This window comes from Marinobacter sp., assembly GCF_052091845.1.
In the GTDB taxonomy this organism is placed as follows: domain Bacteria; phylum Pseudomonadota; class Gammaproteobacteria; order Pseudomonadales; family Oleiphilaceae; genus Marinobacter.
On the sequence record NZ_JBQDCO010000007.1, the window covers coordinates 87,927 to 102,912 of the forward strand.

At 52.9% G+C, this 14,986-nt stretch carries 13 protein-coding genes; 9 read left to right on the forward strand and 4 right to left on the reverse strand.

The window, feature by feature from the left end:
• Positions 1 to 272: 272 nt before the first annotated feature.
• The gene (locus tag ACTHYN_RS04025) at positions 273 to 2,075 is read right to left on the reverse strand and encodes an NAD(P)/FAD-dependent oxidoreductase (RefSeq protein ID WP_441808504.1); all 1,803 of its coding nucleotides are present in this window, start codon (positions 2,073 to 2,075) and stop codon (positions 273 to 275) included.
• 334 nt (positions 2,076 to 2,409) lie between these two features.
• Here ACTHYN_RS04025 and ACTHYN_RS04030 point away from each other — a divergent pair, with 334 nt between their 5' ends.
• Together ACTHYN_RS04030 and ACTHYN_RS04035 are read left to right on the forward strand one after the other, a co-directional pair.
• Complete coding sequence (locus ACTHYN_RS04030) at positions 2,410 to 4,368, forward strand: sigma-54-dependent Fis family transcriptional regulator (protein WP_441811216.1); 1,959 nt, start codon at positions 2,410 to 2,412, stop codon at positions 4,366 to 4,368.
• Between the two features lie 5 nt (positions 4,369 to 4,373).
• Positions 4,374 to 5,147 carry a hypothetical protein gene (locus ACTHYN_RS04035; RefSeq protein ID WP_441811217.1) on the forward strand — a complete coding sequence of 258 codons (774 nt, stop codon included), beginning with the start codon at positions 4,374 to 4,376 and terminating at the stop codon, positions 5,145 to 5,147.
• 5 nt (positions 5,148 to 5,152) lie between these two features.
• Here the strand turns inward: ACTHYN_RS04035 and ACTHYN_RS04040 are convergent, their stop codons facing one another.
• Positions 5,153 to 5,605, reverse strand: a complete 453-nt coding sequence (locus ACTHYN_RS04040) for a winged helix-turn-helix transcriptional regulator (protein ID WP_441811218.1) — start codon at positions 5,603 to 5,605, stop codon at positions 5,153 to 5,155.
• 283 nt (positions 5,606 to 5,888) lie between these two features.
• Between ACTHYN_RS04040 and putA the strand changes: the two genes are divergently transcribed.
• Positions 5,889 to 9,518: a bifunctional proline dehydrogenase/L-glutamate gamma-semialdehyde dehydrogenase PutA gene (gene putA / locus ACTHYN_RS04045; RefSeq protein WP_441811219.1), complete on the forward strand. Its 3,630-nt coding sequence runs from the start codon at positions 5,889 to 5,891 to the stop codon at positions 9,516 to 9,518.
• 50 nt (positions 9,519 to 9,568) lie between these two features.
• Here putA and ACTHYN_RS04050 read toward each other — a convergent pair whose 3' ends face one another.
• On the reverse strand, positions 9,569 to 10,261 hold the full coding sequence (locus tag ACTHYN_RS04050; RefSeq protein ID WP_441811220.1) for a lytic transglycosylase domain-containing protein: 693 nt from the start codon (positions 10,259 to 10,261) through the stop codon (positions 9,569 to 9,571).
• A gap of 137 nt (positions 10,262 to 10,398) precedes the next feature.
• Positions 10,399 to 10,575, reverse strand: a complete 177-nt coding sequence (locus ACTHYN_RS04055; RefSeq protein ID WP_441811221.1) for a DUF1328 domain-containing protein — start codon at positions 10,573 to 10,575, stop codon at positions 10,399 to 10,401.
• A gap of 250 nt (positions 10,576 to 10,825) precedes the next feature.
• Here ACTHYN_RS04055 and ACTHYN_RS04060 point away from each other — a divergent pair, with 250 nt between their 5' ends.
• From ACTHYN_RS04060 to ACTHYN_RS04085, 6 genes are all read left to right on the forward strand, one after another.
• On the forward strand, positions 10,826 to 11,302 hold the full coding sequence (locus ACTHYN_RS04060) for a hypothetical protein (RefSeq protein WP_441811222.1): 477 nt from the start codon (positions 10,826 to 10,828) through the stop codon (positions 11,300 to 11,302).
• Positions 11,303 to 11,328: 26 nt separating this feature from the next.
• Positions 11,329 to 11,565, forward strand: coding sequence for a TIGR02647 family protein (locus ACTHYN_RS04065; RefSeq protein WP_441811223.1), 237 nt, complete (start codon positions 11,329 to 11,331; stop codon positions 11,563 to 11,565).
• Between the two features lie 126 nt (positions 11,566 to 11,691).
• Positions 11,692 to 12,573: a DMT family transporter gene (locus tag ACTHYN_RS04070; protein ID WP_441811224.1), complete on the forward strand. Its 882-nt coding sequence runs from the start codon at positions 11,692 to 11,694 to the stop codon at positions 12,571 to 12,573.
• A 166-nt stretch (positions 12,574 to 12,739) separates the two neighbouring features.
• Complete coding sequence (locus tag ACTHYN_RS04075) at positions 12,740 to 13,642, forward strand: diacylglycerol/lipid kinase family protein (protein ID WP_441811225.1); 903 nt, start codon at positions 12,740 to 12,742, stop codon at positions 13,640 to 13,642.
• Positions 13,643 to 13,649: 7 nt separating this feature from the next.
• Complete coding sequence (gene mtgA, locus ACTHYN_RS04080) at positions 13,650 to 14,345, forward strand: monofunctional biosynthetic peptidoglycan transglycosylase (RefSeq protein ID WP_441811226.1); 696 nt, start codon at positions 13,650 to 13,652, stop codon at positions 14,343 to 14,345.
• Between the two features lie 100 nt (positions 14,346 to 14,445).
• Positions 14,446 to 14,986, forward strand: a 541-nt coding sequence (locus ACTHYN_RS04085) for an oxidoreductase (protein WP_441811227.1), incomplete at its 3' end; no start/stop codon positions are given.

Below are 14,986 nucleotides of genomic sequence, written 5' to 3' on the forward strand. Positions count from 1 at the left end.
TGGCGATGTTGTATGTAGATGTTCATTGGCTAGCAAAGTTGAGGTTTCAGCTGTGGGGCCGCTGAACATGCTGGCGCAAAGAGCGCCCGGCCAGTACCCATGTAGAAAGGGATAGCCAGCAGATGGGCAAATACAGGCTGGAAAATATCGCAAGTTGAGTGAGGAGTCTGACGCGACCGTGAACTTGGGTATTGTATAAAATTGTGCCTGAGTGTCTTCAGTTGACCCGCAGGCACAATAAAAAGGCTGGCCTTGGCCAGCCTTTTTTGCTTTCAAGAAAGGTGATGAACGTCTTCCATACCGTATACCGGCGTTTCGAGCCCTTCTTTCCGGGCCTTTAGTTGAAGTGCCAAGTAAAGCGAGTAGTGACGTGATTGGTGCAAGTTACCACCGTGGAACCAGAGAGATTCCTGCCGGGTCGGTTTCCACATGTTGCGGAGTTCGCCTTCCCAGGGGCCTGGATCTTTGGTGGTTTCAGACCCCATGCCCCAGCATTTACCAACCTTGTCTGCCACTTCCTGAGAGATGATTCGTGCCGCCCAACCATTCATGGAGCCAAAGCCGGTCGCGTAGACAATCAGGTCTGCGGGCAGCTCCGTGCCATCGGTTAGCGTTACAGAATGCGGGTTTATACATTCAATGCCGACACCGCTCTTGAGCTTGATTTCGCCCTGTGCGACCAATTCGGAGGCGCCCACATCAATGTAGTAGCCGGAGCCACGGCGCAGGTATTTCATGAAGAGACCTGAGCCGTCGTCACCAAAGTCCAACAAGAACCCTGCTTTTTCCAGGCGCTGGTAGAAATCTGCATCCCGTTCGGCAACTTGTTTGTAAACCGGGATGTGCATGTCAGGCATTATTTTGAAAGGTACCGACGCGAAGGTGAGATCTGCCTTCTCAGTTGTCATGCCGTTCTGAATGGCCTCTTCTGAATAGAGGGGGCCGAGTACCAGGTCCATTAACGTGTCGGACTTGATAATATGGGTAGATGAACGCTGAATCATGGTGACGTCAGCATCATTTTCCCAGAGGGCTGCGCAGATATCGTGGGAGGAGTTATTGCCTCCAAGCACCACGCACTTTTTGCCTTTGTAGGCGGCACCGCCAGGGTGTTTGCTGGAATGGTGTTGTTCACCTTCGAAACTGTCCATGCCAGGGATGTCGGGAATGTTCGGGATGCCGGACATGCCGGTTGCCAGTACCAGTTGTTTGGGGCGAAGAGTGACTTTCTTGCCTTCACGGAAGACATCAACAACCCATTCCTCGCCGGCTTCGTCATAGCGGGCGCCGGTACACTCCGTCGAGCTCCAGTAGTTGAGCTCCATGATCTTGGTGTACATCTCTAGCCAGTCGCCGATTTTGTCTTTCGGGGCGAATACCGGCCAGTGATCCGGGAAAGGCAGGTACGGCATGTGGTCATACCAGACTGGGTCATGCAAGCACAAAGACTTGTAACGATTGCGCCAGGAGTCGCCGGCCTTGGGGCTGCGCTCGATAACGATCGTAGGTACATCCAGTTGGCGTAGCCTTGCTGCCAGGCCGATACCACCTTGGCCACCCCCAATGATCACGCAATAGGGCTGGCGGCTGTAGCCGAGCGCCTGCTCTTCTTCTTGCTGTGCTTCCAGCCAGGTTTGGCGGGATTTTGTGGCGCCGTGCTGGGCGCCCTTGGGCCGCAGGGAGTTGCGTTTTTCCGGGAACTCTTTCAGCTCTTGCATAGTGGTGAGGAGGGTCCAGGCTTTGCCATCGCGCAGGCGAATTTGACCTTTACCGAAAGCGTCTTTGGTTTCAAAGGTGATCCAGGCCTCGGTAACACCATCCTGTTCGGTGGCTTCTTCTGCAACCTGCCAGTTTCCCGGGCGGGTTAGCTCTAGCGTGTTATCCAGCATGTCACGAATGCTGTCGCGGCCTTCCAGTGTCTTGAGGTTCCAGGTCATGGCGACAAGGTCTCGCCAGAAGCCGTTTTGTTCAAACATCTCAGCAGCTCGGCCAGAATCGCCTGCTTGCAAGGTTTTGTTGAACGCGTCGAGCCATTGCTGGACTCGTTGGGTGGCAGTGGTTTGTGCTTCAGTCATTAAGATTCTCCAGGTTTGCATTGTTTTTGTTAGCCGGATGCCTGTGGCACCCCGTACAGGAATGAACCCTTCGAGAAAGGTTTAGCAGGCGGCATGCCAGCTCCGGTTTCAGGCTTCAGGAATTTAATTAAGCTGCTGATATTAAATGAGAAAAAGTCCACCTGGTAGAGAACAGGATGTTCGGGCGTGGTCTATGGCTGGGGATCTTGTATTACACCTGTAATGTTTTGACCCGAGGATGCTTTACAGATGTAACGTGAAGACGGGGTACTAAGGAAGGATGTTGAGTTCTTGGTAATGGGTCTATGCTGATATCGAGATGCAGGAGGGTGGCATGACGATACAAATGGTGCAGCGACAACATATCAATACCATCTTGAACTACGCAGATGACAAGACTGATACAGCGTTGTCTCCGGAGACCCTGATTGGCCGTTCCTGGAAGCGATGTATAGAGGAGTTTGGGCTGGACCCCAGCCGGCCACGGCGGCCACGGATCGTGACGCAACAAACGCTGCGAGAGCATCAGGACTCCGTAGATGAGTTCCTTAATGTCGCAAGAGCGGGCGTGGAGCAGCTTTACTCCAGGATAGCGAATCTTGGTTATGTGTTGTTACTTACCGATCACCGGGGCATCACGGTCCAGTACCTCGGCGACAGGCGAGTTGATCAGCGCTTTCGAAAGGCAGGTTTATACCTGGGTGCTGATTGGAGTGAGCAGTATGCCGGCACCTGTGCCGTAGGCACTTGCATACAGGAACAGCAGGCCTTGACCTGCCACCGGGTCGACCACTTCGATGCGACCCATATCAACCTTACCTGCACCTCCGCGCCGATTCTCGACCCCAAGGGCAATCTCCTGGCGGTTCTGGATATCTCAGCCATGGATTCGCCGGACGCGCACAGCAGCCAGAACTTCGCGTTACACCTGACCCAGCTGTATGCCCGAATGATAGAAGATGCCTATTTCCTCCGCCGTTATCGGAATCAGGTTATTTTTCGCTGCGATGCTTCCCGTGAATTTGTTCAGGTTAATGGTCAGTATCTGTTTGCTATTGACGATGACGGTTGTGTCGAGGCGGCCAATACTGCCGGGCGTTCACTGATGTTGAACCCAAACTCCGACAATAACGCCGGAATCCGGCCCAATCTTGCCAGCCTGTTCGACTGTGAACTCAGGGATATCTGGAGCATTCCGTACGATCACGATGATCAGGTTAAAGCCTTCAGGCACTGTGTTAGCGGAAGTACATTTTTTGCTGCCCTGATCCAGCCCAGAATCAAATCTCCGACGCCTTTATCGCCAGCGATTCAGTCGAGCGAAGACAGCGTGCCGCAACTGGATGCGCTTGCCGCTGATGATCCCGTAATGCGCCGTACTCTTGGATTGGCAAAACGTTTGCGGAACAGAGATGTCAGCTTGCTTATTCTGGGTGAGACCGGCACGGGTAAGGAGGTTCTGGCCAGTGCGATACACGCTTCAAGCCATCGTTCCCGGCGAGCTTTTGTGGCGGTGAACTGTGCAGCCATTCCTGAGTCACTGATCGAGAGTGAGCTTTTCGGCTACGTTTCAGGCGCCTTTACTGGCGCCCGTCCCAAAGGCATGCGCGGACTGATTCAACAGGCGGATGGTGGTACATTATTTCTGGATGAGATAGGGGATATGCCTCTCCAGCTACAAACCCGGTTACTTCGATTCCTTTCCGAAGGCGAGGTGCTTCCCGTTGGTGCCAGTAGCCCTGTTAAGGTGAACTGTCGCGTGATTGCTGCTACTCATCAGGAACTTGGCCGGTTAATTGAACAGGGTACTTTTCGGGCAGATCTGTATTATCGGCTGAACGGCGCTACCTTGCGCTTGCCGTCCCTGAGCCGGAGAGCCGATCGACAGCACGTAATTAGCCGAGTGCTCAAAAAGTTAATTGAGGAAGGTGAGCTTGCGAATGTTCACATTCGGGCGGATGCTATGAGTGCTCTACTGGCTTACGCTTGGCCAGGAAATATCCGGCAACTTGCCAACGCGCTGGCATTTGCCGAGGCCACCTGCGATAACGCAGAAATCACGGTTGATGATTTGCCAGACGAATGTCTGGGTGAACAGGGGCTGTCGGTTCTGAAAAACAATGATGAGCACCTTGGTTCCAGCCCCTTGCTGGAAGCTTTGACGAAGTATCACTGGAATATCTCTGAGGTGGCGCGTTTCTATGGGGTGTCCCGGCCAACCATTTATCGCTGGATGCAGCATCAGGGGGTTGAACATCCCAGGTTTTCAGGCAAATCCAAAGTGGGGCAGTAGTTAGCATGTTGATATCGGTAGGTGCGCAACATTACGTTCTAATGTTGATACCCAGCCTTTTGTTGGATATCGAAAAGCTGGGGCTGCGCCGGATTATTCGCATGTCTGATTTCTCGGAGCAGGAAGTGACAGCGCTCTACTTCGAGTTTGTCTCTATCAAGCGCGTGCTGCCGGATAACCCACATTCTATCGAGCCGGCTATTTGGCAACACTTGCTCCACTGTGTGCGGGTGATGAGCTCGCTGGTGACTCTTGCGACTATGGAAGATCTGGAGCGTGCCCGCGAGACTGCGATCCACCGCTATCTGCCTCATGCCAAAGAGAGTCTGAAAAACGAATACGATCAGATGCGCAGCCAGGGTAAGGTTGATTTCCGGTTGGCGGGTATTCTGCGTGGGAGTGACACTCCGGAAAACTCCGGTCAAGTGTGTATGGAGGCCATCCTGCGAGAGCGGGAGCAGCGTGTTGAATCCATTAAGTATTTGGGAACTGAGTATTTAACCGGTCACGAGGCCTATGTGGTCGGGGCCGCCAAAGCTCATGTTATATCTCACATTGAAGATGCACCGGAAGACTTCGGCGTTCTGGACTTGGTGATTCGTTTGCTTGATCTTCTTCGGTTGGTGCTTGTGCTTGAATCCCGTTCTCCTGGTGGTGCCAGCGCCGTGTCGTCTAATTTCACAGTGGAAAACATAGTGCTTGGTATCGGCAATTCACTGTACCGAGGTGAGCTTGGTTTGCACGTATCTTCTCTTGGGTTGGCCAGGGTCAATAAGTAGGCTTTCTATAGCCCGGCATCCTTCACATTTTCCATCACCACAAACGTACTGGTTTGCAGCACATGGGGCAGAGCGGAAATCTGCTCACCCAGTACCTGTCTATACTCCGCCATATTGCGCGTACGCACTTTCATCAGGTAATCAAAATTGGCGGCAATCATGTGGCATTGTTCTATAGCTGCGATTTGTTTAACGGCTGTATTGAACGCTTTTAGCGCCTCGCTGCTGGTATCGCTTAACGTAACCTGAGCAAAAGCGATATGACTTTGTCCCAGTTTGGTCTGATTTACCAGCACCGTGTAGCCGGTAATAAAACCCTGTTCCTCAAGACGACGCATGCGTACCTGGCACGGGGTTTTAGAAAGGCCCACCCTTGAGGCTAGCTCGGTGATTGTAATTCGCGCATTTTTTTGCAGTTCACGAATGATGGAGTGATCGATCCGGTCGAGCTCGTTCATGTTGTTTTATCCTTCACAAAGCATAAAACTGCCTCTTTTGGGCAAGTCCTGGTTATGGGCACTATGCTGTAGGTTGTAAATGCCGGATTCTGCATAGGTTTCTGACTATTCTAACTTATTTTTTAAGGACAATGTCCTGGTTTTGCATGTAATGAGAGGGAAGTTACGCACTTTCGCGAGCTAATAAAGCCAAAGTGACATGTGATGTCGATTCTTACAGGGAAATAGTCTTGGCTGTTGTCGGTAGAATGCGGGAAAGACAAATAATTGAGAGGGTACAACTATGAGATCGCAGCAATCAGTGAGACCTGAGCTTGCCGAAAGCCGGCAGGCAGTTCGCGATTACTATCTCGCAGATGAGTACAAAGTGATTCACGAGATGATTGCTGACGCTCAATTGTCTGAGGCAGAGCGCGAGGCAATTTCTGCCCGGGCGGCCGACCTGGTAAGAAGTGTGCGGGATAACGCCAAATCCACGATCATGGAAAAGTTTCTTGCAGAGTACGGCCTCACCACCAAAGAGGGCGTGGCGCTTATGTGTTTGGCAGAAGCTTTATTGCGCGTGCCCGACAACACAACCATTCACGCGCTGATTGAGGATAAGATCACGTCTGGTAACTGGGGTTCCCACGTAGGTAAAGCGTCTTCTACGTTTATTAACTCCACCACTATCGCGTTGCTTATGACCAGCAACCTGCTGAAAGATTCTGAGCGCCACACGGTGGGCGATACGCTACGTCGGCTGGTTAAGCGGATGGGTGAGCCGGTGGTTCGCACGGTTGCCGGGCAGGCCATGAAAGAAATGGGGCGTCAGTTTGTTTTAGGGCGTGATATCGAGGAAGCCCAGAGCGAAGCCAAGCCCTACATGGCAAAAGGCTATACCTACTCCTACGATATGCTTGGTGAGGCTGCTCGCACCGATGCCGACGCCCAACGTTATTACGATTCTTATTCCGAGGCTATCGACAGCATTGCCCAGAACTGCACCGGCGATGTGCGCAAAAATCCGGGTATTTCTGTCAAGCTCTCAGCCTTGCTGGCCCGTTACGAGTATGGTCAGAAAGAACGGGTAATGAATGAGCTGTTGCCCCGAGCACTGAAGCTGGCGAAAAAAGCAGCAGCGGCCAATATGGGCTTTAACATAGATGCTGAAGAGCAGGATCGCCTTGATCTTTCTCTGGACGTTATCGAAGGCATTATGTCTGATCCTGCACTGGCAGACTGGGAAGGCTTTGGCGTGGTTGTACAAGCCTTTGGCAAGCGTGCCGCGCATACGCTCGATTGGCTGTATGCTCTGTCGGTAAAACTCGACCGTCGCATTATGGTTCGCTTGGTGAAGGGCGCCTACTGGGATGCCGAAATCAAACGCGCTCAGGTGATGGGTCTGACAGACTTCCCCGTATTTACCCGCAAAGCATGTAGCGACGTTGCGTTTTTGTCCTGTGCCCAAAAGCTTGTGAGTATGAGCGATCGAATTTACCCGCAGTTCGCCACCCATAATGCGCACTCTGTGTCTGCCATTTTGGAACTGACACGCACGGCCGGGCTGGAAAACTATGAGTTCCAACGCTTGCACGGTATGGGCGAATCGCTGCACGATCAGGTGCTTGCTGAGAGCGGTGTACCCTGCAGGATCTATGCACCTGTGGGTAAACACAGCGATTTGCTGGCTTACCTTGTGCGTCGCTTGCTTGAAAACGGTGCCAACAGCTCTTTCGTTAACCAGATTGTTGATACCAGCATCAGCCCTGAAGACATAGCCAAAGACCCCATTAATATTGTTCAGGAACTGGGCGAGGGTGTTTCCAGTAAAGTGATTGTGCGACCGGCAGATCTGTTTGGTGCCAATCGCCGCAATTCCAAAGGTTGGGACATTACCGACCCGGTCATGGTGGCGAAAATTAATGAAGGCCGCGAGGCATTTCTTAACCATCGCTGGGAAGGCGGCCCACGCATTGCTGCAGACAGCACCGGCAACGAAGTGCTGGAGGTAAAAAACCCTGCAAAGCCAGATGACCTGGTTGGGCACATCACCCACGCAAATGAAGCCGATGTTGATGCAGCCATAACCGCCGCCGAGCAAGGCTTTACCGGTTGGTCTGCTATGCCTGCGGAAGAACGCGCTGCCTGCGTTCGTAAAGTGGGTGATCTGCTGGAAGAAAATGCAGATGAGCTGTTTGCCCTGACCACTCGCGAAGCCGGTAAATCCTTACTGGATGCCATTGCAGAGATCCGTGAGGCGGTGGATTTTTCCCAGTTTTACGCCAACGAAGGCATTCGTAACAAAGATAACGGCGAAGCTCGTGGTGTGGTTTGCTGTATCTCGCCCTGGAACTTCCCGTTGGCCATTTTTTGCGGCCAGATTCTGGCGAACCTGGCGGCTGGCAACGTAGTAGTCGCCAAGCCTGCAGATCAAACATCACTGCTGGCGGTTCGCGCCGTTGAGCTGATGCACAAGGCGGGTATTCCGAAAGATGCCATTCAGCTTCTGCCGGGCTCCGGCTCTACGGTAGGTACAGCGCTTACCTCTGACCCCCGAGTGGCGGGCGTGTGCTTTACCGGCTCTACCGCAACCGCTCAACGTATCAACAAAGTGATGGCCGAAAATGTGGCCCCGGACGCGCCTTTGGTGGCGGAAACCGGGGGGTTGAACGCCATGATTGTAGATTCGACCGCTCTTCCGGAGCAGGTAGTGCGTGACGTGCTGGCTTCATCGTTCCAGAGTGCCGGCCAGCGGTGTTCAGCGCTGCGTATGTTGTATGTGCAGAAGGATATTGCCGAGCACCTGTTAGAAATGCTGTACGGTGCCATGGAAGAGCTGGGCATTGGCGACCCCTGGGCACTGTCTACAGACGTGGGCCCGGTCATTGATGAGAATGCCCGTAAGAAAATTGTAGATCATTGCGACAAGTTTGAGCGCGAAGGACGCCTGTTGAAAAAGATTCCAGTGCCGAATGGCGGGTTGTTTGTATCGCCTGCGGTACTGAAAGTCGGCGGGATCGAAGATATGGAAGAAGAAATCTTTGGTCCGGTCTTGCACGTGGCCACCTTTGAGGCGAAGGACATCGATAAGGTTATCGATTCGGTGAATGCCAGAGGCTACGGATTAACCTTCGGTATCCACAGCCGGGTTGATAACCGGGTAGACCGGATTTCCAGCCGCATCAAAGTGGGTAATGCCTACGTTAACCGTAACCAGATTGGCGCTATCGTTGGTTCCCAGCCATTTGGCGGTGAAGGCCTTTCTGGCACTGGCCCCAAGGCGGGCGGGCCGCAATATGTTCGCCGTTTCCTGAAAGGAGCCACAACTGAGCGCCCTGCGGACGCCGGTGGGAAAACCATTGATGGCAAGAAGCTCAACGGGCTGATTGGCGACCTGAACACGATGAACATACTGAAGCCGGATGCCAGATCCGAAGCCATGCAGCGGGTTTTCGAGAGCGTGCCTGAACAACTGGAAGGCCAGTCTGAAGAGTTACCTGGGCCAACGGGTGAGCTTAACCGCCTGACCAACTATTCCCGTGGCGTGGTGATATGCACAGGGCCAGACAAGGAAACGGCGTTGGCACAGGCCTCTATGGCACTGTCTCAGGGCAACAAGGTTGTGGTTGTTGCGCCAGGTGTTGGTGATATGCTGAACCGCGCAGCGCAAGCGGGGCTACCTATTACGGGAGTTGAGGGGCAGTTGGAGCCAGAAGCCCTGGCAACGGTTAATGGGTTTGAAGCGGTTGTAAGTTGTGCTGAAAAGCCGGTTCTGCGCAAATACCGGCAGGCGCTGGCCAAGCGTGATGGCGCACTGCTGCCGTTGATTACCGAACATACCCTTGATCAGCGTTTCGTGATTGAGCGGCACCTTTGCGTGGACACAACGGCAGCCGGTGGTAATGCGAGCCTGATTGCGGCTTCTGAGTAGCGTTTTATCGGCACCGGCAGCACCCAGGGATGGGGCTTCTGGTGCTTTGATCAATGGCTGGCGTAGCGCTCGCGCAGTATGCCAACCCGCTCAACGTAAGCTTTGGTTTCCGCATAGGGCGGAATTCCGCCATATCGGCTTACTGTGCCCGGGCCGGCATTGTAGGCAGCGGTTGCTAACCGGGTGTCGCCCTTGAAGCGCTCAAGCATTTTAGCCAGGTAGGTTACACCGCCCCGAATATTGTCTGCTGCCACCATGGCGTTCTGTACGCCAACTTCCAAAGCTGTTCCCGGCATCAGCTGCATAAGGCCTTGTGCCCCAACCGGTGAGAGAGCCTTCTCATTAAAGGCTGATTCCGCATGAATAACCGCACGAACCAGTGCCGGGTCTACGTCATAGGCCTCAGCTGCCTTTTTTATTTCCGATTCGTAGCGGCCAGAAAACAGAGGTGTTGTGCGCCAATTAACGCGAGAGTTCGGGTTGCAGGCATAGCAGTGGAAGCTGATAACGTCGAAATCTGCCACCGAAGGTCGAGCTCCGCTGTATGCAACGATGCCATTAGTATCTTTGTAACGGAAAACGGTTTCGTTTTTGCTGGAGACTCGCCCGGGGTTATCACTTTTTACGTTGGTAAATTCCACGCGGCCATCGGGATGAACAATTCGTTTTATACTGTCTGCTGCGGCTGGTGCCGAAATCCCGGCCAGAGCGGCAATGAGGAAGATAATAATATGACGGGGCATGGGTCACTCACGGAGAACATAACCGACAGCTTGGCTGCCGGTTATACTAAAACAGACGCGAGGTTTATAATACGCTTTCGACGAGTCGAAAAAAATCAAGAGTTGTCGGTATAATGTTACCGGGCTTGCAAATATTGCTAAATCTTTGGCCCTCGCCCGCGCACCGCATTGGCGATGAGAGAAATGACCAGCAGGATGAGGAAGATAAAGAATAGCACTTTGGCAATCCCCGCCGCTGTACCTGCAATACCGCCAAATCCTAAAACCCCGGCGATAATTGCGATAACGAGACAAATCACAGCCCAATAAAGCATGGTAACTCCTCCTTGTTTGGATTCATGTTAAAAATGGCACAGCTTTCATGGATGCACAAATGACCAGCGGTTTCAGAGTTCTTTCCGGCTAACGTTCCAGTCGTTAAATGTTTTTTTAAGTCCATGTTTTTATTGGTATAAATAGAGATTATGGGTTGTTGATTACATTTTTATAAGATAGGCGGTTAGTCGGTATATTGTTATCCTTGCACTGCTGCTATTCTTGATAGATGCAGGTTCGGAGTCATTTATGAATATAAAGCACTTTGTTTGCACACTGGTTTTTGCCGCATCTTGCACGCTTGCAGCACCCGTGTGCGCGGAATCCGCAGATTCGTCAGTTAGCCAGCTAAAGAAGGAGAGCCGTGAGCTGGGTAAAGCACTGCAGGAATATAGCGCCAATCAGAAGGATCAAGCGGAAGATTCCATTAATCAAATGCTCTCAGCTCTCGACAAACGAATTGCAGAGCTGGAATCAGAGCTTGCCGAGAACTGGGACGACATGAGCAGCACGGCTCGGGATCGCTCCCGGGAAAGCCTGGAATCTTTGCGAGAGCAACGGGCACGAGTTCAGTCCTGGTATAATGAGCTTAAAGCCAGTACCGCATCGGCATGGGAGCGAGCCAAAAAAGGTTTCTCGGATGCGTATGAATCATTTTCCGAGCAGTGGAACGAAACTGAACGGGATTTGACCCTCGATCAGGACAAGAGATCCAAAAGTATTTGACCACCAAAACCAGACAAGGAAACACCATGCCACTTTCTTCAGATCATATTCATGAGCTTAACCTGTTGACGCAGTTTGAGTCCTCCTCTGGCCAGGCTGGAATTAAAGTACACCGCGGTGACGCTGCACCGGAGACCGTTCAGGCCGCAGAACGGCTTTTTGCCAAGGGGTTAATCAGCCAGGATGACGGCGGCTACCTCACGCCCCTGGGCAGTGAGGCTGTAGAGTTAACCCAAAAGCTGCAGTCTATTCTTACCACCTGACAGTCGCGGGGTCGGCCGCAATCGCCCTCTGGAGTGTTTGTCTGGCCGAGGGTCTGTGTCTGTTCCAATTGCGAGTGAGTCTTTAAACTGACTGACGTTACAGGTATCTGACCCCGGCAGCCCCCTATGCGATCGCTCTTCCACTCGTTTTTTGTTCCCGCTTTGTTTGTGTGGCTATGGAGTACCGGTTTTATCGGTGCCAAGTACGGCCTGCCCTATGCCGAACCATTAACCCTGCTATTGATCCGAATGCTGCTAACCCTGGGGTTGCTCGGTGGCCTTGCCTGGCTTTTGAAAACCCGCTTGCCTGGTTGGCCTGCAGCCGGTCACCTTGCCGTAACCGGGTTGCTGGTTCACGGTTGCTATCTTGGCGGTGTCTATTACGCGATTCAGGACGGCATGCCTTCGGGGATCGTATCCTTGGTGGTGGGCTTGCAGCCATTGGTCACTGCGGGTGTTGCCGTTCTCATACTGAAAGAAACCGTATCATGGCGGCAATGGCTGGGCCTTGGCCTGGTAGGCGTTACACTCGTTCTGTTAGAGAAGTTTGGCAGTGTCGGCTCGGGGGAGGGCTTTCCACTCTGGACACTGGTTTGGGCCCTGTTTGCCCTGGCAGGCATTTCGATAGGTACGGTGTATCAGAAACGACATGGCACGGGAGCGGATCTTGTAGCTGGCACCATCATTCAGTACGGCGCAGCCGCGGTATTTTTTACCATTGGCGCGCTGCTGTTCGAAACTCGTGAGGTGGAGTGGTCGGTGCAGTTGCAGCTATCCATGGCCTGGTTGGTTTTGGGGGTTTCCGTGGGCGCCATACTGCTTTTGATGTGGCTGATTCGTCGTGGTGCGGCTTCCCAGGTCGCCAGTCTGTTCTATCTGGTGCCGCCGGTTACGGCTCTGCAAGCCTTCTGGCTGTTTGATGAGCGCCTGGATGTGCTGGCAATCACCGGTGGCATTGTTTCTATCACCGGTGTTGCCCTGGTGGTTTCACAAAGGCGCTCCGCTTAATCGGTGTCTCAATAACTGCACGTGCGAACCTGGGTTGTAGTCTGGCAATCCATCATCTGGAAATGACCCCGTGTCCGTATTGTAACGTCAGCAGAGATGTGTTTGAGGTATCTTGAAACAACTCAGCCCTGAAAATGCCCGAAACTGCGACAGAGATAGAGATGTTATGACCTATTGGTTGGTTGCAAATCCACAAGCAGGCGATGGCCAGAGGGGCCGGGATTTCTGGCTTGAACATCTGGAAAATGCCGGTGTTTCAGGCCCGGAGTGTTGCTCTTTCCAGGAACAGGGCTGGCAAGCTCACGTAAAAGCAGATGATGTTGTAATGGTTGCAGGCGGCGATGGGTCGGTGAATGCCGGCGCCAGTTTATGTGTTGAGCGTAATGCAACGCTGGCCGTTTTACCCTCGGGTACGGCGAACGACTTTGCCCGTAACCTGGCCTTGCCGGACGACCCCGCTGCCTTGTGCGAGCTGGTGCAGCAGGGCGTAACGCAGTTGGTTGATGTGGCAGAGTTTGGCGACGGTATTTTTCTGAATGTTGCACACATTGGTCTGGGAACGCTGCCAGCCAGGGAGTCGAAAGGTTCTGCCAAAAAACTGTTAGGCCGGTTTAGTTATGGTGTCGAGTTACTGCGCCGGGTGAATGCCAAGCGAGGTTTTCAAGCTGAAATACAGTGTGATCAGGCTTTTGTGCGTGGCCACTGGCTGTCAATTGCCGTATCCAATGGTGCATTTTTTGGAGGCGGCAATGAAATCCCGCAAGCAACGGCGAACGATGGGTTTTTGGATGTTATTGCGGTGAAACCGCGCCCTTTGTTCCAGCTTCTGCTTACCTTCTTTTTGGTTCAGTTTAGTGGCAAATCTCCCACGCGCACCAGCACGGTTGTGCATCTGAAAGGCCGGCGTTGCGATATTCTTACCTCTAACAAAAAAACCGTGACCGTAGATGGAGACGAAGCGGGTAAAACACCACTGCACGCTGTATGCCGTAAGCACTGTCTTCGGGTAGTCGGATCTGACGTGGTGAGCACAGGTGAGGCTGAGAAAAGCCGGCCTGGACTTGAGTAGGGCATTTATGGCTCGTGGATCTATAAAAAAACGATTATGTCGCTCGGTTGCATGGGTGCTTGTCACTGCAATTGTGTTGCTCGTCTCCTTGTTGCTGCTGTTTCGTTATGTGAACCCGCCAACCTCCGCATTTATTCTCAGCTATAGTCTTGCCAACCCTGACAAGGAGCTACGACAGCAGTGGGTAAGGCTTTCTGATATTTCGCCCTGGATGCCCCTTGCGGTTGTCGCCAGCGAGGATCAGCGGTTTCCGAACCACTGGGGCGTTGATTTTTCGGCTATTCGCAAAGCGCTAGCGGAGTATCAGTCGGGTGAAGGGCTTAGAGGGGCCAGTACCATTACTCAGCAAACCGCAAAAAACCTGTTTCTTTGGAATGGCCGAAACTTTGTTCGTAAAACACTGGAGGCTGGCCTCGCCTTGGCCCTCGATGGGCTTTGGCCCAAGAGCCGGATTCTTGAGGTATATCTGAACATCGCTGAATTCGGGCACGGAATCTACGGCGTGGAGGCCGCGAGCAGGTTCTACTTTGGTATTTCAGCGCACCAACTGTCTGCCGGGCAGGCGGCACAGCTTGCCGCTGTGCTGCCAAACCCCAAGGTATTGAGTGTTACCTCACCATCGCCCTATGTCCGAGACCGAGTGTTCTGGATTCGCGGCCAGATGGAGCAGCTTGCCGGGCTGCAATACCTGAAAGGACTTTAGCGCCCTGTTGTACATAAAAGGGAGGCCCTGGTTCGGCTAACTCACGGAGATGGCGCGTTCTTTGGTACGATGACCGCTTCTGCTGATGGAAGAGAGCGCTATGAAAGTGTTGTTATTGGGAGCAACGGGGCTGACCGGCGGGTTTGTTCTGAACGAACTGCTGGCCCGCGATGACGTTGAGTCTGTAGAGGTGCCGGTTCGGAAATCGCTGGAAATGGCTCATGCCAAGTTGCATCAGCACGAAATGGATTTTGATCGCATGGACGATCATGCCGGGCTTTTTGAGGTTGATACCATCATTTGTTGCCTGGGCACGACCATCAAAAAGGCTGGCTCTCAGGAACAGTTTCGCAAGGTAGACCACGGTTACTGTCTGAAAGCGGCGGAGCTTGGTCGAACGGCAGGAGCTCACTCGTTTGTTCTGATGTCTGCCATTGGCTCATCGCCTTCATCGACTATTTTTTATAACCGGGTCAAAGGCGAGCTGGAAAATAGCGTTAAGGAGCTTGGCTACCCTTATTTATCGATTTACCACCCTAGCTTGTTGTTGGGCAGCAGGCCTGAAAGCCGCTTGGGCGAATCTTTAGGTGCCAGGGCCATGCCGCTGATCAACCGTGTTCTTTTGGGGCCGCTTGAAAAAT

Coding starts and splice junctions, on each gene's coding strand:
- ACTHYN_RS04025 (WP_441808504.1), bottom strand. CDS start 2,075: ATGACTGAAGCACAAACCACTGCCACCCAACGAGTCCAGCAATGGCTC.
- ACTHYN_RS04030 (WP_441811216.1), top strand. CDS start 2,410: ATGACGATACAAATGGTGCAGCGACAACATATCAATACCATCTTGAAC.
- ACTHYN_RS04035 (WP_441811217.1), top strand. CDS start 4,374: ATGTTGATATCGGTAGGTGCGCAACATTACGTTCTAATGTTGATACCC.
- ACTHYN_RS04040 (WP_441811218.1), bottom strand. CDS start 5,605: ATGAACGAGCTCGACCGGATCGATCACTCCATCATTCGTGAACTGCAA.
- putA (WP_441811219.1), top strand. CDS start 5,889: ATGAGATCGCAGCAATCAGTGAGACCTGAGCTTGCCGAAAGCCGGCAG.
- ACTHYN_RS04050 (WP_441811220.1), bottom strand. CDS start 10,261: ATGCCCCGTCATATTATTATCTTCCTCATTGCCGCTCTGGCCGGGATT.
- ACTHYN_RS04055 (WP_441811221.1), bottom strand. CDS start 10,575: ATGCTTTATTGGGCTGTGATTTGTCTCGTTATCGCAATTATCGCCGGG.
- ACTHYN_RS04060 (WP_441811222.1), top strand. CDS start 10,826: ATGAATATAAAGCACTTTGTTTGCACACTGGTTTTTGCCGCATCTTGC.
- ACTHYN_RS04065 (WP_441811223.1), top strand. CDS start 11,329: ATGCCACTTTCTTCAGATCATATTCATGAGCTTAACCTGTTGACGCAG.
- ACTHYN_RS04070 (WP_441811224.1), top strand. CDS start 11,692: ATGCGATCGCTCTTCCACTCGTTTTTTGTTCCCGCTTTGTTTGTGTGG.
- ACTHYN_RS04075 (WP_441811225.1), top strand. CDS start 12,740: ATGACCTATTGGTTGGTTGCAAATCCACAAGCAGGCGATGGCCAGAGG.
- mtgA (WP_441811226.1), top strand. CDS start 13,650: ATGGCTCGTGGATCTATAAAAAAACGATTATGTCGCTCGGTTGCATGG.